The organism is Vibrio sp. Vb0667 (assembly GCF_033391095.1).
The window spans coordinates 90,716-110,413 of record NZ_JAWPOL010000007.1 but is presented as its reverse complement, the minus strand read 5'-3'; the positions used below and the strand labels follow the sequence as shown (position 1 = coordinate 110,413).

Here is a 19,698-nt window from a genome sequence, read left to right as displayed (position 1 = left end):
TTCCCTCATTCAACCAATTTCAGGTTAAACATGACGACAAATTACATTTTTGTTACTGGCGGGGTTGTATCCTCTCTAGGTAAAGGTATTGCAGCAGCATCTCTTGCGGCTATTCTAGAAGCTCGTGGTCTTAAAGTGACTATGATGAAGCTTGACCCTTACATCAACGTTGACCCGGGCACAATGAGCCCTACTCAGCATGGTGAAGTGTTCGTTACAGAAGATGGCGCAGAGACTGACCTTGACCTTGGTCACTACGAGCGTTTCATCCGTACCAAGATGACCAAGCGTAACAACTTCACTGCAGGTCGTGTTTATGCCGACGTACTTCGTAAAGAACGTCGTGGTGACTACCTAGGCGCAACTATTCAAGTTATCCCTCATATCACTAACGCAATCAAAGATCGCGTTATTGCAGGTTCTGAAGGCCATGATGTGGCTATCGTTGAAGTTGGCGGTACTGTTGGTGATATCGAATCACTACCATTTATGGAAGCGATTCGTCAGCTAGCTGTTGAGCTAGGCCGTGAGCGCGCAATGTTCATGCACCTAACACTTGTTCCTTACCTAGCGGCAGCGGGCGAAGTGAAAACTAAGCCGACGCAACACTCTGTAAAAGAACTTCTATCTATCGGTATTCAGCCAGACATCCTAGTTTGCCGTAGCGATCGCGTTATTCCTGCGAATGAGCGTAAAAAAATCGCACTGTTCTGTAATGTTCCAGAAAAAGCAGTAATTTCAATGAAGGATGTAGACTCTATCTACAAGATCCCTCAGTTGATTAAATCTCAAGGTCTAGATGACCTTGTGTGTGCTCGCTTTGGTATTACTGCTCCTGAAGCAGACCTTTCTGAATGGGAACAGGTTATCTACGAAGAAGCAAATCCTACTGGTGAAGTAACCATCGGTATGGTTGGTAAATACATTGAATTACCAGATGCATACAAATCTGTGAACGAAGCGCTTAAACACGCTGGCTTGAAAAACCGCCTAAGCGTCACAATTAAGTATGTAGACTCACAAGATATCGAAACAAAAGGCGTTGAACTTCTAGAAGGTTTGGACGCAATCCTAGTACCAGGTGGCTTCGGCGATCGTGGTATTGAAGGCAAGATCCGTGCGGCTCAATATGCACGTGAAAATAACGTGCCTTACCTAGGTATTTGTTTGGGTATGCAAGTTGCACTAATCGAATACGCGCGTAACGTTGCGGGTATGGAAGGTGCACATTCAACAGAATTTAACAAAGAGACGAAGTACCCTGTGGTAGGTTTGATCACAGAGTGGGTAGACGAATCAGGTAGCGTAGAAGAGCGTACTGAAAAGTCTGACCTAGGCGGTACAATGCGTCTTGGTTCACAGCTATGTCACCTAGAGAAAGGGACTAAAGCTCGTGAACTGTACGGTAGCGCGACGATCCATGAACGTCACCGTCACCGTTACGAAGTGAATAACGTGCTTCGTCCGCAAATCGAAAAAGCAGGCCTAAAAGTATCAGGTCTATCTGCGGACAAGAAGTTAGTGGAAATGATTGAGAACCCAGCTCACCCATGGTTTGTAGCGGCTCAGTTCCACCCAGAATTCACCTCGACTCCTCGCGATGGACATCCATTGTTTGCAGGTTTTGTTAAGGCTGCGGGCCAAAACGCACGCGGCGAATTCGAGAAGTAAAAGGATACGGGCGGCGGCGAAGGTTGTGCTGCTGCCCTTTAAGATTGACATTTATATTTGAAACGAGAGGAAACATTAATGTCTAAGATCGTTAAAGTTCTAGGTCGTGAAATCATCGACTCACGTGGTAACCCAACTGTAGAAGCTGAAGTACACCTAGAAGGCGGTTTCGTAGGTATGGCGGCAGCTCCATCTGGCGCATCTACTGGTTCTCGCGAAGCTCTTGAGCTACGTGACGGTGACAAAGCACGTTTCCTAGGTAAAGGTGTTCTTAAAGCAGTTGAAGCTGTAAACGGCCCAATCGCTGAAGCTCTAGTTGGCAAAGACGCTAAAGACCAAGCTGCAATCGACGCAGTAATGATCGAACTAGACGGCACTGAAAACAAATCTAAATTCGGTGCTAACGCTATCCTAGCTGTTTCTCTAGCAAACGCTAAAGCTGCTGCTGCAGCGAAAGGCATGCCTCTATACGAGCACATCGCTGAGCTAAACGGCACTGCAGGTCAGTTCTCTATGCCTCTACCAATGATGAACATCATCAACGGTGGTGAGCACGCAGACAACAACGTTGACATCCAAGAGTTCATGATCCAACCAGTTGGTGCTAAGACTCTTAAAGAAGGTCTACGTATCGGTGCAGAAGTATTCCACAACCTAGCTAAAGTTCTTAAGTCTAAAGGCTACAGCACTGCAGTTGGTGACGAAGGTGGTTTCGCTCCTAACCTTAAATCTAACGCTGAAGCTCTAGAAGTTATCGCAGAAGCTGTTGCAGCTGCTGGTTACGAACTAGGTAAAGACGTTACTCTAGCTATGGACTGTGCAGCATCTGAGTTCTTCGACAAAGAAGCTGGCATCTACAACATGAAAGGCGAAGGTAAAACTTTCACTTCTGAAGAGTTCAACCACTACCTAGCTGAGCTAGCTAACCAATTCCCAATCGTTTCTATCGAAGACGGTCTAGACGAGTCTGACTGGGATGGCTTCAAGCACCAAACTGAACTACTAGGTGACAAGCTTCAACTAGTAGGTGACGATCTATTCGTTACTAACACTAAGATCCTTGCTGAAGGTATCGAGAAAGGCGTAGCTAACTCTATCCTTATCAAGTTCAATCAAATCGGTTCTCTAACTGAGACTCTAGCTGCAATCAAGATGGCTAAAGACGCAGGTTACACAGCAGTAATCTCTCACCGTTCTGGCGAAACTGAAGATGCAACTATCGCTGACCTAGCGGTAGGTACAGCTGCAGGTCAAATCAAAACTGGTTCTATGAGCCGTTCTGACCGTGTTGCTAAGTACAACCAGCTAATCCGTATCGAGGAAGCTCTAGGTGAGCGCGCTCCTTTCAACGGTCTTAAAGAAGTTAAAGGTCAAGCTTAATTCTTCACTGAATTAGCTGCTTAACTTAAAGCTTTTAAAACACCCTGCTTTGGCGGGGTGTTTTTTTATATAACGGAAGCGCTAAGTCCATGTTTCAAGTAAGCGATCTTAAAGAAGTTAAAGGTCAAGCTTAATTCTTATTGAGTAAAGTTTCGCTAAATAGCTTTTTGAAACCATCGCTACGGCGGTTTTTTTGTATTTATAGGTTTGTATTTTTGGCTCTTACTTTGGTCATGGGTAAGGAGCGCTTCCTATGAGCTTGTTTCATTTTGCTGCTTATTTCTTGTAAGGAGCGTGTGAGTCTCCCTTTCTCCCCTAGAGGCAACCTCGCATTTATGCTATATATGTCACCTTATCTAATTCCTTCCGGTACAGAATGTTAGCAGCGATATGCGAATCTTTGTTATAGCCCTTACGCTACTGTTTGGCTTGCTTCAATACACTCTATGGTTTGGTAAAAACGGAGTGTCTGACTACTACACAGTAAAAGATGAAATTGAAGTTCAGCAACAAGTGAACAGCAAGCTACAAGCTCGCAACAATGAAATGTTCGCTGAGATTGATGATTTAAGGCAAGGTCTTGATGCGATTGAAGAACGTGCGCGTCATGAGCTCGGTTTAGTTAAAGATGGCGAGACTTTTTACCGCATTATAGGTGAGGAAAACCATTAAAATGTTGGATATGAACTCATCGCATATCGCAATTGTGCCTGCTGCTGGTGTGGGTAGCAGAATGAAGGCAGATCGCCCTAAGCAATATTTATTGATCGAAGGTAAGGCGGTACTGGAACATACCGTAGAGAAACTGCTTTCTCACCCAAATATTTCTAAGGTTGTCGTTGCCATTACTGACGGCGACCCATATTACCCAGAATTGTCCATTGCTAAGCGCCCAGATGTGATTCGTGTAGCTGGTGGTAAAGAAAGAGCAGACTCTGTGTTATCAGGGCTAAACTATGTCAATGAGCATCTGGAAAGCGAGTGGGTATTAGTTCACGACGCTGCAAGGCCATGTGTATTAACATCCGACATTGACCGTTTGATTGATGTTTGCTGCGCTCACTCAACGGGTGGCATTCTCGCATCTCCTGTGAGAGATACAATGAAGCGAGCAAACGCAGTACAAGATATCGATCATACGGTAGATAGAGAAGCATTGTGGCATGCACTGACTCCACAAATGTTTAAAACTCAGCAGCTTACTCAAGCACTGGCTGACGCATTAGAACAGGGTGTAACCATTACCGATGAAGCCTCGGCTTTGGAATGGCTAGGCGAGAAGCCAGCCTTAGTTCAAGGGAATGCGAACAATATAAAAATCACTCAGCCAGAAGATCTTGCGTTAGCCGAGTTTTATCTAAGCCGTGAGCGCGGCGAATAAAGAGAAAGGATAGAAAATGATTCGAATTGGTCATGGTTTCGATGTACATAAATTCGGTGGTGAAGGCCCAGTCATTATTGGTGGTGTAGCAATCCCTTATGAGCAAGGTTTGATTGCACACTCAGACGGCGATGTAGCGTTGCATGCGTTAACGGATGCTCTGCTGGGCGCGATTGCTGCCGGCGATATTGGCCGTCATTTCCCAGATACGGATGATAAATGGAAAGGCGCAAACAGTCGTGAACTACTGAAAGACGTTTACCGTCGAGTCAAAGAGCAAGGCTACCGCCTTGGCAATGCTGATGTAACCATCATGGCACAAGCGCCTAAAATGGCACCACACATTGACGCAATGTGTGCGGCAATTGCCGAAGATCTAGAAACCGACATTAGTAACATCAACGTAAAAGCGACGACGACAGAACGTCTCGGTTTTACTGGACGCAAAGAAGGCATTGCAACGGAAGCCGTTGTACTTCTGTTTAAGCAATAACTAGCAATTTGCTCCTCTAAGCTGTGATATCAGCGGAAACACATCATGTCAGACATTTTATCTTCATTGGCTTACCTAACGGGTAAGCCAGTTGCATCGGCAAAAATTAAAGCGCAGCCAGAGCATTTTCAGGTTCGCGAAGATTTAGGTTTTGCCTTTACGGGCGAAGGCGAGCACTTAATGGTTCGTATCCGTAAAACGGGCGAGAACACCAGCTTCGTTGCTAACGAGTTAGCAAAAGCCTGTGGTGTTAAGTCGAAAGACGTTAGCTGGGCGGGTCTTAAAGACCGTCATGCGGTGACGGAACAGTGGTTAAGTGTCCATTTACCAAAAGGTGAAACGCCAGATTTTTCAGCGTTTTTGGCTCAATACCCAAGTATCGAAATCCTTGCAACAGATCGTCACAATAAAAAACTGCGTCCTGGTGACCTAGTAGGGAACGAGTTCGTGGTTACTTTGTCTGAAGTGACAGATATAGCGGATGTAGAGCAACGTCTTGAAAAAGTGAAACAAGTTGGCGTGCCAAACTACTTTGGTAGTCAGCGTTTTGGTAACGATGGCAACAACCTTGAAGAAGCACGTCGATGGGGACGCGAAAACGTTCGTACCCGCAATCAAAACAAGCGAAGCATGTATTTATCAGCGGCTCGTTCGTGGATTTTCAACCGCATCGTTTCAGCTCGTCTAGAGAATTGTGTGTTTGATAAGTTCATTGATGGTGACATTGCACAGACGAATTCAGGCACTCAGTTGATTGATGCAAACAACATCACTGATTTGCAAGTGCAATTTGCACAAGGTGAAGCGGCAATTACCGCTGCGCTTGCTGGCGATAATGCACTGCCTACTCAAGCCGAGGCTCTGGCATTAGAGCAACCGTTTTTAGACGAAGAGCCTGACCTCATGGCGTTGATTCGTGGTAATCGCATGCGCCACGATCGTCGCGATATTGCGCTGAAGCCAAAAGATTTAGCTTGGACGGTTGAAGGTAACAACATTACGCTGACTTTCTCACTGGATGCGGGATCTTTTGCGACCTCTATTGTTCGTGAGTTAGTTAATGAGGTTGAAGTAGAAAGAGAATACTAATGGAACAGGATTCACGAAACCCGAAGCCCTTAAGAGTCTTAATCAGCAATGATGATGGTGTTCATGCTCAAGGGATTCATGCCCTCGCTGATGAGTTGAGAGATATCGCTGAAGTGACCATTGTCGCACCTGATCGAAATCGTTCAGGTGCTTCGAATTCACTCACATTAGAACAACCATTACGCGTGACTGAAATTGCCCCAAATATCTACTCAGTGCAAGGCACGCCCACGGATTGTGTGCATTTCGCGCTGAATGAGCTAATGAAAGATGATTTGCCTGATCTTGTTCTGTCAGGAATCAACCATGGCGCTAATTTGGGTGATGATGTTCTTTATTCTGGAACAGTAGCAGCAGCCATGGAAGGTCATTTCCTTGGCGTTCAGTCGGTGGCTTTTTCTCTAGTGGGTAAGCGACATTTCGAATCCGCCGCTAAAATTGCACGTCAAATTGTACAACAGCATTTAGCGTCGCCGATTCCAACGAATCGTCTACTGAACGTAAACGTGCCTGACTTACCATCAGAGAATTTAGGTGAAATTGAAGTTACGCGTTTAGGTGCACGTCATCACGCAGAGAATATGATCAAGCAGAAAGATCCGAGAGGCCATGACATTTATTGGTTAGGGCCACCAGGAAAGGAGCAAGATGCAGGAGAGGGCACGGACTTTTATGCAATTGAGCATGGCCGAGTTTCAATGACGCCTCTGCAAGTTGATCTCACCGCTCACGAGTCGCTGCGTGCTATGGATAGTTGGTTAAAGGAAGAGAAGTAATGAGTAACCCACATGCTGACAGGTTGATAGCGTTTCTTATCTCCAGTGGCATCAAAGACCAAAGAGTTCTGGATGCTATCCAACGCTTGCCACGAGAAAGCTTTGTTTCTCAAGCGATGATGCACCAAGCCTATGATAACAATGCGTTACCAATTGGTCAGGGACAAACTATTTCTCAGCCTTATATCGTTGCGCGTATGACCGAGTTGCTTGAGCTAGAGCCGGCGAGTCGTGTTCTGGAAATCGGAACGGGATCGGGTTATCAAACCGCGGTACTGGCGCAAATTGTTGATCATGTATACTCCGTTGAGCGAATTAAATCGTTGCAATGGGAAGCAAAGCGTCGCCTGAAGCAATTGGATATTTACAATGTTTCAACTAAGCATGCTGATGGGTGGCAGGGCTGGGAAGCGAGAGGTCCTTTCGATGCTATTATTGTTACCGCTGCCGCTGAAGTGATTCCCCAAGCTCTTCTCTCACAATTAAGAGATGGCGGCAAAATGGTCATTCCTGTTGGAGATACGGAACAACAGTTATTAAAAATAGAGCGTAAGGGAGACGAATATCTCTCTACCGTTGTAGAAATGGTTCGGTTCGTACCTCTGGTTGCGGGTGATTTAGCTTAAGGGTTAGGGATAGGTGAATAAGTTACTACGTCATATTGGTATTAGCTTTGTGTTTGCTGCAGGACTAGTTGGTTGTGCAGCGCATTCCCCTGCACCTGTCTCTAGCCTAAAAAAAGACTATTCAAGCCTTGAAAGAGGGAGTTACAGAGGGAGTTATTATGAGGTAAAAAAAGGCGATACACTTTACTTCATAGCTTATGTCACAGATAAAGATGTAAATGATCTTGTTCGTTACAATGAGTTAACTCAGCCTTACACTATCTACCCAGGACAGAGGCTAAAACTTTGGGCTCCGAAATATGTCGCCCCTAAATATGGTCAAAAAGTTGAACCCGTTGTGGCTCCTGTTGTTACGACACCCCCAGCTCCAGTGACGAAAACATCAACAGCCTCTAAACCTAAACCTTCGAGTAAAAACTCTAGTCAAAAACCTACAGAGACTAAGCCTAAAGTCGTACAAAAACAGCCTCCAAAGAAGGTTGAACAATCGAAAACAAAGGAGTATGTTGGTTCAAAAGATAACCAAAAAGTGAAGCAAAAAGCGCCAACTACCACAGCAAAGAGTGATAAAGTCTCAAAGTGGTTGTGGCCAACAAAAGGGAGAGTAATCAAGAACTTTTCGGCGGGAGAACAGGGAAATAAAGGTATCGACATCGCAGGACAGCGTGGTCAACCTATCGTTTCAACCGCAGCCGGCACAGTCGTTTATTCAGGCAATGCGCTACGAGGTTATGGCAACTTAATTATAGTAAAGCATAACGACAATTATTTAAGCGCATACGCACATAATGACAAACTGCTGGTCACAGAAGGACAAAGCGTAAAAAGCGGACAAAAAATCGCCACCATGGGTAGTTCAGGTGCAAAGTCGGTCAAACTACACTTTGAAATTCGCTATCAAGGTAAATCAGTGAATCCAAAACGCTATTTGCCTTAAAACTTTGAAAAACAACTTGCGACATCATTTAGCGACATATTGAGTTGTCATGTCTTGCTAACTCGCCAGGGGGAGGCGTTATGAGTATCAGCAACACAGTAACCAAAGTTGAAGAGTTTGCATTTGACAATGCGTCAGTGAAGACCATTGATAACGAACTCGAAAGATCATCATCCACAGAAAGCAAAGCGACTGCGCGTGAAGAATTTGACGCGAGCAGTAAAAGCTTAGATGCAACTCAGTTGTATTTGGGCGAAATTGGCTTCTCACCTTTACTTACTGCCGAAGAAGAAGTGCTTTACGCAAGACGCGCCCTACGTGGCGACGAAGCGGCACGCAAACGTATGATCGAAAGTAACCTACGTTTGGTTGTTAAGATTTCTCGTCGATACAGTAACCGTGGTCTAGCACTACTTGATCTGATTGAAGAAGGTAACCTCGGCTTGATCCGAGCGGTCGAAAAATTCGACCCAGAACGTGGTTTCCGTTTCTCTACTTACGCAACGTGGTGGATCCGACAAACGATAGAGCGAGCGTTGATGAACCAAACTCGCACGATCCGTCTACCTATCCATGTAGTGAAAGAGCTGAACATTTATCTGCGTACTGCGCGTGAACTTTCTCAAAAGCTCGATCACGAACCGACCGCAGAAGAAATTGCTGCTCAATTAGATATTCCAGTCGAAGACGTAAGCAAAATGTTACGCCTTAATGAGCGTATTAGCTCTGTCGACACGCCAATCGGTGGTGACGGTGAGAAAGCGCTGCTGGATATTATTCCTGATGCAAACAACTCTGATCCAGAAGTTTCGACTCAAGATGACGACATCAAATCATCGTTGATTCATTGGTTAGAAGAGTTGAATCCGAAACAGAAAGAAGTGCTTGCACGACGCTTCGGCCTACTAGGCTATGAGCCTTCGACGCTGGAAGAAGTTGGTCGAGAGATTGGTCTGACACGTGAGCGAGTACGTCAAATACAAGTGGAAGGTTTACGTCGTCTTCGTGAAGTCCTAATCAAACAAGGTTTGAATATGGAAAACTTGTTTAACGTAGAAGACGATTAAATAATCCGTATTTCACTAGATACACAAAAGGCTATGGTTCCCCATAGCCTTTTTTCTTTTTTGCTCGTCGGTGTGAGTCTGTTTACAGCATCTTCTTCAAGCGATACAGCTCTTCAAGAGCTTGGCGTGGCGTTAAGTCGTCAGGGTCAATACCTGACAGAGCTTGTTCGACCTCGCTAGGCTCTGGAATCAGGCTCAACTGGTTAGCCACATCTACTGCACTTGGACGTGGTGTGTCACTGTTTTGCCCCAGTAGCTCTAGCTGAGATAGCTTGTTACGCGCATTTTTGATGACCGTTTTTGGTACGCCTGCTAAGCCCGCAACAGCCAGACCGTAAGACTTACTTGCCGCACCTTCTTGAACTGCGTGCATAAAGGCAATGCTATCTCCATGTTCTACGGCATCCAAGTGAACGTTCGCTAAGTTTGGCAGCTGGCTTGGTAACTCTGTTAATTCGAAGTAGTGGGTTGCAAATAGGGTCATCGCACCAATTTGTGTTGCGAGCCATTCCGCACTTGCCCAAGCTAAAGACAGACCGTCGTAAGTACTAGTACCGCGTCCGATTTCATCCATTAGCACCAAACTATTCTTAGTTGCGTTGTGAAGAATATTGGCTGTTTCGGTCATTTCTACCATGAAGGTCGAGCGGCCAGATGCAAGATCATCTGACGCACCAATACGAGTAAATATACGATCTAAAGAACCAATCTGTGCGGATTCTGCCGGTACATAAGAGCCGATATGTGCCATCAATGCAATCAGCGCAGTTTGACGCATGTAGGTTGATTTACCACCCATGTTTGGACCGGTAATGATCAACATCTTACGGGCTGGGTTCAGCTCAATTGGGTTCGCGATGAACGGCTCTGTTGTTACTTGTTCTACGACTGGATGACGACCAGCTTGAATGTGAATTCCTGCGTCTTTCACAAGCGTTGGGCGGCAGTAATCTAACGAATCTGCACGCTCTGCTAGGTTTTGTAATACATCCAGTTGAGACAGAGCAGAAGCTAGGTTTTGCAGCTTCTCAAGGTTTGGCATCAATAGATCAAACAGTTCTTCCCACAACTGTTTCTCAAGTGCTAACGCTTTAGATTTCGAGTTAAGTACTTTGTCTTCGTGTTCCTTAAGCTCTGGGATGATGTAGCGTTCAGCGTTTTTGAGTGTTTGGCGACGTACATAATGCGGTGGAACCAAATGGCTCTGGCCACGGCTCACTTGGATAAAGAAGCCATGAACGTTGTTATAGCCTACTTTAAGCGTATCGATACCGTGTCGTTCACGCTCATCTCGCTCAAGCTGCTCAAGATATTCTGTTGCACCGTCTGCCAATTTTCGCCATTCATCGAGCTCCGCATTGTAGCCTTCAGCGATGACGCCACCATCACGAATAACAACCGGCGGATTTTCTTTAATCGCGCGCTCTAACAGGTCACATACTTCGTCAATCGGAGCTGCATACTTCGCCAATTTCGTTAGGTACGGATGGGTCAAAGAAGCGGTGACAGATTCTAGCTCTGGTAGCTGTTGCATGGCATTGCGAAGTCTAGCCATATCGCGAGGGCGAGCAGAGCGTAATGCAAGGCGCGCTAAGATACGTTCAATATCACCAATTTGCTTTAACGTTGGTTGAAGATCAGCAAACAGAGCTTGTTCTTTAATCTCACCAATCGCATCAAGGCGATTGTTTAACGTTTCAATGCAACGCATAGGCTGATGCAACCAACGCTTCAGCATTCGGCTGCCCATCGGAGTTGCACAATGGTCGAGTACTGCAGCGAGCGTGTTATCGGTTCCGCCTGCTAGATTTTGAGTAATTTCCAGATTACGTCGGGTAGCAGCATCAAGGATGACGGATTGATCCTGATGATCAAACGTTAAAGAGCGAATATGAGGTAAAGCCGTACGTTGAGTATCTTTTACGTACTGGATCAAACAACCAGCAGCACATAACCCTAAGGACGCATGTTCTACACCAAAACCAACCAGATCTTTTGTGCCAAATTGTTGATTGAGTTGTTGCTTAGCCGTATCAAGCTCAAACTCCCAGACTGGGCGACGACGGTTACCATTGCGGCTCGCCATTAAATGTACAGGTTCAAAATCTTCTGGGAACAGTAGCTCACGTGGTGCGGTACGTTGAAGCTCGGCTGTCATCGCTTCTTCAGTTTCTGGTTCTGTCAGTTGGAAGCGACCAGAGGTGACATCCAGCGTCGCATAACCGAACTTACCGTTGTGATGGTAAATTGCTGCGATTAAGTTATCGACACGCTCAGAAAGCAGCGCCTCATCCGTCACAGTACCTGGTGTAACGATACGCACAACTTTACGTTCTACTGGGCCCTTGCTGGTGGCCGGATCGCCAATCTGTTCACAGATCGCCACAGACTCACCAAGCTGAACAAGTTTTGCCAGGTAGCCCTCTACGGCGTGAAATGGCACACCCGCCATTGGGATAGGTTCACCTGCAGACGCACCACGTTTGGTCAATGAAATATCAAGAAGCTGAGAAGCTCGCTTGGCATCATCGTAAAAGAGTTCGTAGAAATCGCCCATGCGGTAGAACAGCAAAATCTCTGGGTTCTCAGCTTTTAGCTTGAGGTATTGCTGCATCATCGGTGTGTGTTTTTGTTCAGCTTTCACAGGTAAGTTCTTTTGTTTATTTCCGTAGCGGCTTAGGATACGTGAATCCCTATCAAGTAAAAAGAGACAAAGGGCATTTTGGCTATGGAAAAAACAACAAAATTGAGTGCCGATTTAGGCGCATTATTGGCTAAACACGGGCATCTTTTAACGACCGCAGAATCATGCACTGGTGGTGGTGTTGCAACCGCCATTACTGACATTGCTGGTAGTTCAGCGTGGCTTGACCGTGCGTTTGTCACCTACAGTAATGAAGCGAAAATGGAGATGCTTGGTGTGCAAGCTTCAACGTTAGAAGCGCATGGTGCAGTGAGTGAGCCAGTTGTGATTGAAATGGTACAGGGTGCAATGAAAAACTCCAATGCGACCATCGGTGTGTCCATCAGTGGTATTGCAGGGCCGGGGGGTGGCAGTGAAGAGAAACCAGTCGGCATGGTCTGCTTTGCTTTTGCTGATAACCAAAGTTGGCAGCAAGTCGAAACCATGCATTTTACTGGTGACCGTGCAGAAGTTCGCAAAAAAGCGGTCGAGCATGCGCTGACTCAATTGTATCAACATCTACTCTAGAATTTCTTAAATTGTTTTAGCCCAGCATTGATAAGGGCTAGAGCAAATCACGACTTTAGGTCAGCCAAATTTTTTTCATACAGGTATGGACACTGTATGAATCAACAGTATAATAACTTTCATTGCTGAGCAGTTCTTCTGCTTAAGAAAAATGAATTACTATTCGTCGCCCAAAGAAGATGAATAAATCGGAGAAAGTAATGGACGAGAACAAACAGAAAGCGCTCGCCGCTGCGCTAGGTCAAATTGAAAAGCAATTCGGTAAAGGCTCTATCATGCGCCTTGGTGATAACCGCGCAATGGACGTAGAAACCATCTCAACGGGTTCTCTTTCTCTTGATATCGCTTTGGGTGCTGGTGGTCTACCAATGGGTCGTATCGTAGAAATCTACGGCCCAGAATCTTCAGGTAAAACAACATTAACGCTTGAGCTTATTGCTGCTGCGCAACGTGAAGGCAAAACGTGTGCGTTTATCGATGCAGAGCACGCTCTAGATCCTGTATACGCGAAGAAACTTGGCGTAGATATCGATGCATTGCTAGTTTCTCAGCCAGACACAGGTGAGCAAGCGCTAGAGATCTGTGACGCACTTGCACGTTCTGGTGCTATCGATGTTATGGTTGTCGACTCTGTTGCAGCGCTAACACCGAAAGCAGAAATCGAAGGCGAAATGGGCGATAGCCACATGGGTCTGCAAGCACGTATGCTTTCTCAAGCAATGCGTAAGCTAACGGGTAACCTAAAGCAGTCTAACTGTATGTGTATCTTCATCAACCAAATCCGTATGAAGATTGGTGTGATGTTTGGTAACCCAGAAACAACAACAGGTGGTAACGCACTTAAGTTCTACGCTTCTGTTCGTCTAGATATCCGTCGTACTGGCGCAATCAAAGAAGGTGACGAAGTCGTAGGTAACGAAACGCGCATCAAAGTTGTTAAGAATAAGATTGCAGCACCATTTAAAGAAGCAAACACACAAATCATGTACGGCCAAGGCTTTAACCGCGAAGGTGAACTTGTCGATCTAGGTGTGAAGCACAAGTTAGTTGAAAAAGCCGGTGCTTGGTATAGCTACAATGGCGATAAGATTGGTCAAGGTAAAGCGAATGCGTGTAACTACCTGCGTGAGCACCCTGAAGTGGCTAAAACTATCGATACAAAACTGCGTGAAATGTTGCTAGCGCCAGCACTTGCGGAAGCGCCTGAAGCTGGTGAAGCGCCAGAGCAAGCTGAAGAGTTTTAATCTTTCATAGATTAATAAATGACAAAGCCCTGCAATGCGGGGCTTTGTTGTATCTATTGAAATCAAAAATCGAATTATCACAAAGGCCATTGAGAGCCTGTACAGCAAAAATACTTTTAGGATCATCATGTACCAAAAACGCCAGGCGCCAACATTATCGAGCAAAGAGGCAGCTATCCAATTGCTTAGCCGTCGCGATCATGGTCAGTATGAGCTTTACCAAAAATTATCGATGAAGGGCTATGAAGAATCAGACATCGACATCGCAATTAATTTTTGCCTAGACCATAACTATTTAGATGATTTACGTTACGCGAAGAGTCAAATTAGACAGCATGTATACAAAGGACATGGAGAGCGTCGAATTCGTCAAGAGTTAAACCAGAAGCGTGTTGCGGAATCGGTGATTGAGCAAGCTATGGCTGAAGAGCCGCAAGATTGGTTTGAACTGGCTAAACAGGCGGCAGAAAAGAAATTCAAAGGTATTAAAGCCAAAGACCAAAAAGAGTACGCAAAACAAGTTCGTTTTCTGCAGTATCGCGGCTACAGTTTTGACCAAATCAGCTACGCGCTGAGCTTTGAGGACGAAGATTAACGGTCAGTCGTCCGCACTGATTTTTGTTTTGCTTCAAATTTTTTCTCCTACTCCCTCTTTTCCTCAAGAAAACTAGTCTCAGCTGTTTGCATGATCTACAATACGGCAAAATTCTAACTCGACTATTTTCAGGAAGAGCTGCATGTACATGAGCACTGATGAGGTTCGTAACGCGTTCCTCAAGTTCTTTGAGAGCAAAGGACACCAAATCGTAGAAAGTTCATCGTTAGTTCCACATAACGACCCAACCCTGCTGTTCACAAACGCAGGTATGAACCAATTTAAAGATTGTTTCTTAGGCTTAGAAAAACGAGCCTACACTCGAGCGACTACGGCTCAGCGTTGCGTACGTGCTGGTGGTAAACATAACGACCTAGAAAATGTTGGCTTTACTGCTCGTCACCACACATTCTTTGAAATGTTAGGCAACTTCAGCTTTGGCGATTACTTCAAAGAAGATGCGATCTCCTTTGCTTGGGAATTCCTAACCGAAGTTCTTAAACTGCCAGCGGATCGTTTATTGGTAACTGTTTACGAAACCGATGACGAAGCGTTTGACATCTGGAACAAGAAAGTTGGCGTACCCGCTGATCGTATTGTTCGCATTGGTGATAAAGAAGGCGGCAAGCCGTACGAGTCTGATAACTTCTGGCAAATGGGCGACACTGGCCCTTGTGGTCCATGTACTGAAATCTTCTACGATCACGGTGAGCACATCTGGGGTGGCCGTCCTGGCACGCCTGAAGAAGATGGTGACCGTTTCATCGAGATCTGGAACAACGTATTCATGCAGTTCAACCGTCACGCAGACGGGACTATGGAACCGCTACCAAAACCATCGGTAGATACTGGTATGGGTATCGAGCGTATCTCTGCAATCATGCAGGGCGTTCACTCAAACTACGAAATCGATGTATTCCAAGCTCTTATCAAAGCAGCAGCAGAAGTGATCGGTTACGAAGACCTATCAAACCAATCACTACGCGTTATCGCTGACCACATCCGTTCATGTTCATTCCTGATCGTGGATGGCGTTATGCCTTCAAACGAAGGTCGAGGTTACGTATTACGCCGTATCATCCGTCGTGCAGTTCGTCACGGTAACAAGCTGGGCGCACAAGGTGCATTCTTCCACAAGTTGGTTGGCGTTCTAGCTGACATCATGGGTACGGCTGGTGAAGAGCTGAAGCGTCAACAAGCTGTGGTTGAAAAAGTACTGCGTATCGAAGAAGAAAACTTTGGTCGTACACTTGAGCGCGGTATGGCGATTCTAAACGAAGCACTAGATAACCTAGACGGTAAAGTACTAGACGGCGAAACCGTATTTAAACTTTACGATACTTACGGCTTCCCAGCTGACTTAACTAACGACGTAGCACGTGAGCGTGAGTTCGCAATCGACGAAGAAGGTTTCGAGAAAGCGATGGAAGAGCAGCGTCAACGTGCGCGTGAAGCGGGTAACTTCGGTACTGACTACAACGCAGCAATCAAAGTTGATACGCAAACAGAATTCTGTGGTTACACAGGTACTAAAGGCTCTAGCTCTGTAGCGGCGATGTTCGTTGAAGGCAACGAAGTAGAATCTCTATCTGCAGGCGACAAAGCAATCATCGTGCTTGGTGAGACACCATTCTACGCAGAGTCAGGTGGTCAATGTGGTGACGCTGGTGAAATCCGTACTGAAGCTGGTGTATTCTGTGTTGAAGACACTCAAAAGCTAGGTAACGCAATCGCACACCACGGTGTAATGGCAGAAGGCGTTCTAGCGAAAGGCGACGAAGTAGCAACTATCGTTGACGCAGAGCGTCGCGCAGCTATCTCTCTAAACCACTCAGCAACGCACTTGCTACACGCAGCACTTCGCCAAGTTCTTGGTGAGCACGTAACGCAGAAAGGCTCTCTAGTGAAAGCTGACAGCCTACGTTTCGACTTCTCACACCTAGAAGCAGTAACTGCAGCAGAACTGAAAGAAGTTGAGCGTCTAGTTAACGCGCAAATTCGTCGTAACCACACGATTGAAACCAACGTGATGGACATTGAGTCTGCTAAGAAGAAAGGCGCAATGGCTCTATTCGGCGAGAAGTACGACGACGAAGTACGCGTACTGTCTATGGGGGACTTCTCGACAGAGCTTTGCGGTGGTATTCACGCATCAAGCACAGGTGATATTGGCCTATTCAAAATCACTTCAGAAAGCGGCATTGCTGCAGGTATTCGACGTATTGAGGCGGTAACAGGCGAGGCTGCATTAGACGCGATTGAAGCTCAAAACGCGAAGTATGAAGAGAAACTGGCAGAATCTGCACAGAAAGCAAAAGCGCTAGAGAAAGAAGTGCAGAAGCTAAAAGATAAGATGGCAGCAGCAGAAAGCGCTAACATCATGGGCAAAGCGGTTGAAGTCAATGGTACAAAAGTTCTAGTCGCAGCTCTTGAAGGCGCTGACAGCAAGAACCTACGTACTATGGTTGATGACATCAAGAACCAAATGGGGTCTGGTGTCGTACTGCTTGCCAACGTAACAGGTGACAAGGTTGGTCTGATTGCTGGTGTGACTAAAGATCTAACTGGTAAAGTAAAAGCTGGTGATCTAGTTAAGATGATTGCTGAGCAAGTCGGTGGTAAGGGCGGTGGTCGTCCTGACATGGCTCAAGCTGGTGGTACTGATGTAGCCGCACTACCAGAGGCAATTAAAACAGTTCAGCCTTGGTTAGAAGAGCGCTTATAAGCTTTTAACTACTAAAATTACGCTCAATCAAGTTTCTTTGATTGAGCGTAATTTTTTTTAGCAGCCAAGTGGTTTAATTGACCAAAAGTTAACCGAGTCATTTAGGCTATTTGGTTTTTGTTGTAACTACTGCTTATATAATTTTTCTAAAAGGAAATACTGAAGATGTAAGCAGTTCTAAAGAGACTTCGGTCTTGGGAAGGTGAAGACTGGTGAAAAAGCCCCTTATCGTGCAAAAGTTTGGCGGAACCTCAGTGGGTTCAATTGAAAGAATCCACCAAGTTGCTGAACACATCATTAAGGCGAAAAATGATGGCAATCAAGTTGTTGTTGTCGTGTCTGCAATGTCAGGCGAAACAAACAGACTGATGGACCTCGCTAAACAGATAGATAGCGTGCCTACAGCTCGAGAACTTGATGTTTTGCTCTCTGCTGGTGAGCAAGTGTCAATGGCACTGTTAGCAATGACACTCAATAAATTGGGTCATGCTGCACGCTCGCTTACCGGAGCACAGGCGAATATTGTGACGGATAATCAACACAATGACGCAACGATTAAACACATTGATACTAAGACAATTCTGGGATTGCTTGAGCAAGACCAAATCGTGATTGTTGCAGGCTTTCAAGGTGTGAATGAGAACGGGGATATCACCACATTAGGTCGAGGTGGCTCAGATACGAGCGCAGTGGCACTGGCAGGCGCATTGCGCGCTGATGAGTGTCAAATCTTTACCGACGTTGATGGTATTTATACTTGTGACCCACGTGTAGTGAAAAACGCGCGAAAATTGGCGGTTATCGATTTTCCTTCCATGGAAGCGATGGCAAGCCGAGGCGCGAAAGTATTACATTTACCTTCAGTGCAATTTGCATGGAAGAATAATGTGCCACTGCGCGTGCTTTCGACATTTGATGTTAATGAAGGCAGTCTGGTAAAGGGGGAGTTAGGCAATCAAGCCGTCTCTGGTATAGCCATTCAACGTGACCTTGCCATAATCGAAGTCGATAAAGAACATTTATCTAGTGCTACAAAACAATGTCAGATGTTGGGTATCGACATTTGGAATGTGATCGAGGAAACAGAACGGGCAGGTATCATGATAAAACAAGATGCATGTGCCAAGTTCGATCTGGTGTTCAGCGACAAAATCCGTAATAGTGAAGTGGTAAGCCTGTTGACCGCAGTGGGGCTTGAGGCCAATGGAATGGTAGAGCACGCATGCGATTTGTTGGCAAAGCGAGATATTGAGATCAATTTCAGCGCAACGAATGCACTCACTATGATGCTAGTTTTAGCACCCGAATGTGTGGATACAGCAGCAAACATTCTGCATGATGCTTACATTACGTCTAGTGAAGCATTAAACATTCAACAAAAACATGCCTTTTTAGGCTGATTTTCGCTAACAAGGTAGTTTACGAAAATATAACTTTTGTTGGATAATAGCTTTGTAGCAAGAAAATTTAGAGATTACTCAAGGAGCAAAGAATGCTAATTTTGACTCGCCGCGTAGGCGAAACACTGATGATTGGTGATGAAGTGACTGTAACTGTACTAGGTGTTAAAGGTAACCAAGTGCGTATCGGCGTTAACGCTCCGAAAGAGGTTTCAGTTCACCGTGAAGAAATCTACATGCGCATTCAAGCTGAAAAAGGCAATGGCAACGTTGCTTCAGGTAACTACTAAGTCGCTCCTGTTTACAGAGCTTAGTTTGAATGAAAAAGGCTAACCGAAGGGTTGGCCTTTTTAGTTTTTACTGTTTTTGAAAATTTGCAGAAACTATTGTGTTGAGTATGGCTGTGAATTCATCAATAATGTTGATTCGAACTTCAGAAAGTTATTTGAAAATAAATGTCTTTTTTTCAGAGAAGACTCTCTTTTTTTCATCATAATAGAGTGATAAAGTTCGTTTAATAGTCACTTTGATTAAATCAGCAACGGTTAAGCCAGTTTCGTAGATTTTTTCAAAGAAAGTGTTTGACATATTTTCGGTAAAACGTAATATGTGCCTCCGCAAGACGGTGAGGTGGCCGAGAGGCTGAAGGCGCTCCCCTGCTAAGGGAGTATACGGTTTATCCCGTATCGAGGGTTCGAATCCCTCCTTCACCGCCATTCTTGCAACGTTGATTTATCAACAAAAAGTGCGTCCTTAGCTCAGCTGGATAGAGTACCTGGCTACGAACCAGGCGGTCGGAGGTTCGAATCCTCCAGGACGCGCCATATCTCTTTTGAGATATAACAATGAAAACGGTGAGGTGGCCGAGAGGCTGAAGGCGCTCCCCTGCTAAGGGAGTATACGGTTTATCCCGTATCGAGGGTTCGAATCCCTCCTTCACCGCCATTCATTGACTGGCCCGATGGCCTTTTTTTTGTTTCGTAAGAAATGAATGTGATTTACTTCACAACTTCTTAGCAAGAAGATCTGCGCGTCCTTAGCTCAGCTGGATAGAGTACCTGGCTACGAACCAGGCGGTCGGAGGTTCGAATCCTCCAGGACGC

Annotated in this window: 17 protein-coding genes and 4 tRNA genes; 20 read left to right on the top strand and 1 reads right to left on the bottom strand. The window is 45.6% G+C overall.

Annotated features, from left to right (window positions below; genetic code table 11):
* The first annotated feature begins 30 nt into the window (after positions 1 to 30).
* From R8269_RS10060 to rpoS, 10 genes are all read left to right on the top strand, one after another.
* Positions 31 to 1,671, top strand: a complete 1,641-nt coding sequence (locus R8269_RS10060) for a CTP synthase (RefSeq protein ID WP_021034029.1) — start codon at positions 31 to 33, stop codon at positions 1,669 to 1,671.
* A gap of 78 nt (positions 1,672 to 1,749) precedes the next feature.
* A complete protein-coding gene (gene eno, locus R8269_RS10055) occupies positions 1,750 to 3,051 on the top strand; it encodes a phosphopyruvate hydratase (RefSeq protein WP_005383785.1) in 1,302 nt (433 codons plus the stop codon).
* A 390-nt stretch (positions 3,052 to 3,441) separates the two neighbouring features.
* Complete coding sequence (gene ftsB / locus R8269_RS10050; protein ID WP_005380907.1) at positions 3,442 to 3,723, top strand: cell division protein FtsB; 282 nt, start codon at positions 3,442 to 3,444, stop codon at positions 3,721 to 3,723.
* Between the two features lies 1 nt (position 3,724).
* Entirely contained in the window at positions 3,725 to 4,432 is a 708-nt protein-coding gene (ispD, locus tag R8269_RS10045) for a 2-C-methyl-D-erythritol 4-phosphate cytidylyltransferase (RefSeq protein ID WP_005380898.1), read from the top strand.
* A gap of 16 nt (positions 4,433 to 4,448) precedes the next feature.
* On the top strand, positions 4,449 to 4,925 hold the full coding sequence (ispF, locus tag R8269_RS10040) for a 2-C-methyl-D-erythritol 2,4-cyclodiphosphate synthase (protein WP_005380896.1): 477 nt from the start codon (positions 4,449 to 4,451) through the stop codon (positions 4,923 to 4,925).
* A gap of 45 nt (positions 4,926 to 4,970) precedes the next feature.
* Positions 4,971 to 6,014 (top strand): tRNA pseudouridine(13) synthase TruD, encoded by a 1,044-nt coding sequence (truD, locus tag R8269_RS10035; RefSeq protein WP_017821624.1) that lies wholly within the window; start codon positions 4,971 to 4,973, stop codon positions 6,012 to 6,014.
* Positions 6,014 to 6,790: a 5'/3'-nucleotidase SurE gene (surE, locus tag R8269_RS10030; protein ID WP_005380894.1), complete on the top strand. Its 777-nt coding sequence runs from the start codon at positions 6,014 to 6,016 to the stop codon at positions 6,788 to 6,790. Before truD ends, surE begins: the two co-directional genes overlap by 1 nt.
* Entirely contained in the window at positions 6,790 to 7,416 is a 627-nt protein-coding gene (locus R8269_RS10025) for a protein-L-isoaspartate(D-aspartate) O-methyltransferase (RefSeq protein WP_005380892.1), read from the top strand. The genes surE and R8269_RS10025 overlap by 1 nt, the downstream gene beginning before the upstream one ends.
* A gap of 13 nt (positions 7,417 to 7,429) precedes the next feature.
* Entirely contained in the window at positions 7,430 to 8,353 is a 924-nt protein-coding gene (locus R8269_RS10020; RefSeq protein WP_017633546.1) for a peptidoglycan DD-metalloendopeptidase family protein, read from the top strand.
* 80 nt (positions 8,354 to 8,433) lie between these two features.
* Positions 8,434 to 9,420, top strand: coding sequence for an RNA polymerase sigma factor RpoS (gene rpoS, locus R8269_RS10015; RefSeq protein WP_005380887.1), 987 nt, complete (start codon positions 8,434 to 8,436; stop codon positions 9,418 to 9,420).
* Positions 9,421 to 9,502: 82 nt separating this feature from the next.
* Here rpoS and mutS read toward each other — a convergent pair whose 3' ends face one another.
* Positions 9,503 to 12,064 carry a DNA mismatch repair protein MutS gene (mutS, locus tag R8269_RS10010; RefSeq protein WP_104979687.1) on the bottom strand — a complete coding sequence of 854 codons (2,562 nt, stop codon included), beginning with the start codon at positions 12,062 to 12,064 and terminating at the stop codon, positions 9,503 to 9,505.
* An 84-nt stretch (positions 12,065 to 12,148) separates the two neighbouring features.
* On the opposite strand from mutS, the gene pncC reads away from it, so the two are divergent.
* From pncC to R8269_RS09960, 10 genes are all read left to right on the top strand, one after another.
* Entirely contained in the window at positions 12,149 to 12,631 is a 483-nt protein-coding gene (gene pncC, locus R8269_RS10005; protein ID WP_005380875.1) for a nicotinamide-nucleotide amidase, read from the top strand.
* 200 nt (positions 12,632 to 12,831) lie between these two features.
* Complete coding sequence (recA, locus tag R8269_RS10000; RefSeq protein WP_005380874.1) at positions 12,832 to 13,875, top strand: recombinase RecA; 1,044 nt, start codon at positions 12,832 to 12,834, stop codon at positions 13,873 to 13,875.
* A 127-nt stretch (positions 13,876 to 14,002) separates the two neighbouring features.
* Positions 14,003 to 14,470, top strand: coding sequence for a recombination regulator RecX (recX, locus tag R8269_RS09995; RefSeq protein WP_017633543.1), 468 nt, complete (start codon positions 14,003 to 14,005; stop codon positions 14,468 to 14,470).
* Positions 14,471 to 14,612: 142 nt separating this feature from the next.
* On the top strand, positions 14,613 to 17,195 hold the full coding sequence (gene alaS / locus R8269_RS09990) for an alanine--tRNA ligase (protein ID WP_047103161.1): 2,583 nt from the start codon (positions 14,613 to 14,615) through the stop codon (positions 17,193 to 17,195).
* Between the two features lie 212 nt (positions 17,196 to 17,407).
* Complete coding sequence (locus tag R8269_RS09985) at positions 17,408 to 18,595, top strand: aspartate kinase (protein WP_005383803.1); 1,188 nt, start codon at positions 17,408 to 17,410, stop codon at positions 18,593 to 18,595.
* A gap of 92 nt (positions 18,596 to 18,687) precedes the next feature.
* Positions 18,688 to 18,885 (top strand): carbon storage regulator CsrA, encoded by a 198-nt coding sequence (gene csrA, locus R8269_RS09980; protein ID WP_004415691.1) that lies wholly within the window; start codon positions 18,688 to 18,690, stop codon positions 18,883 to 18,885.
* 334 nt (positions 18,886 to 19,219) lie between these two features.
* Positions 19,220 to 19,311, top strand: a tRNA-Ser gene (locus R8269_RS09975).
* Between the two features lie 31 nt (positions 19,312 to 19,342).
* Positions 19,343 to 19,419 (top strand) — tRNA-Arg (locus R8269_RS09970).
* A gap of 29 nt (positions 19,420 to 19,448) precedes the next feature.
* Positions 19,449 to 19,540, top strand: a tRNA-Ser gene (locus tag R8269_RS09965).
* Between the two features lie 85 nt (positions 19,541 to 19,625).
* Positions 19,626 to 19,698 (top strand) — tRNA-Arg (locus R8269_RS09960).

What these genes read in the sequence shown, in the direction of transcription:
- csrA (WP_004415691.1), top strand. Translation starts at nt 18,688, where the DNA reads ATGCTAATTTTGACTCGCCGCGTAGGCGAAACACTGATGATTGGTGAT.
- R8269_RS10025 (WP_005380892.1), top strand. Translation starts at nt 6,790, where the DNA reads ATGAGTAACCCACATGCTGACAGGTTGATAGCGTTTCTTATCTCCAGT.
- R8269_RS10060 (WP_021034029.1), top strand. Translation starts at nt 31, where the DNA reads ATGACGACAAATTACATTTTTGTTACTGGCGGGGTTGTATCCTCTCTA.
- ispD (WP_005380898.1), top strand. Translation starts at nt 3,725, where the DNA reads ATGTTGGATATGAACTCATCGCATATCGCAATTGTGCCTGCTGCTGGT.
- alaS (WP_047103161.1), top strand. Translation starts at nt 14,613, where the DNA reads ATGTACATGAGCACTGATGAGGTTCGTAACGCGTTCCTCAAGTTCTTT.
- ftsB (WP_005380907.1), top strand. Translation starts at nt 3,442, where the DNA reads ATGCGAATCTTTGTTATAGCCCTTACGCTACTGTTTGGCTTGCTTCAA.
- surE (WP_005380894.1), top strand. Translation starts at nt 6,014, where the DNA reads ATGGAACAGGATTCACGAAACCCGAAGCCCTTAAGAGTCTTAATCAGC.
- truD (WP_017821624.1), top strand. Translation starts at nt 4,971, where the DNA reads ATGTCAGACATTTTATCTTCATTGGCTTACCTAACGGGTAAGCCAGTT.
- ispF (WP_005380896.1), top strand. Translation starts at nt 4,449, where the DNA reads ATGATTCGAATTGGTCATGGTTTCGATGTACATAAATTCGGTGGTGAA.
- eno (WP_005383785.1), top strand. Translation starts at nt 1,750, where the DNA reads ATGTCTAAGATCGTTAAAGTTCTAGGTCGTGAAATCATCGACTCACGT.
- pncC (WP_005380875.1), top strand. Translation starts at nt 12,149, where the DNA reads ATGGAAAAAACAACAAAATTGAGTGCCGATTTAGGCGCATTATTGGCT.
- recA (WP_005380874.1), top strand. Translation starts at nt 12,832, where the DNA reads ATGGACGAGAACAAACAGAAAGCGCTCGCCGCTGCGCTAGGTCAAATT.
- recX (WP_017633543.1), top strand. Translation starts at nt 14,003, where the DNA reads ATGTACCAAAAACGCCAGGCGCCAACATTATCGAGCAAAGAGGCAGCT.
- rpoS (WP_005380887.1), top strand. Translation starts at nt 8,434, where the DNA reads ATGAGTATCAGCAACACAGTAACCAAAGTTGAAGAGTTTGCATTTGAC.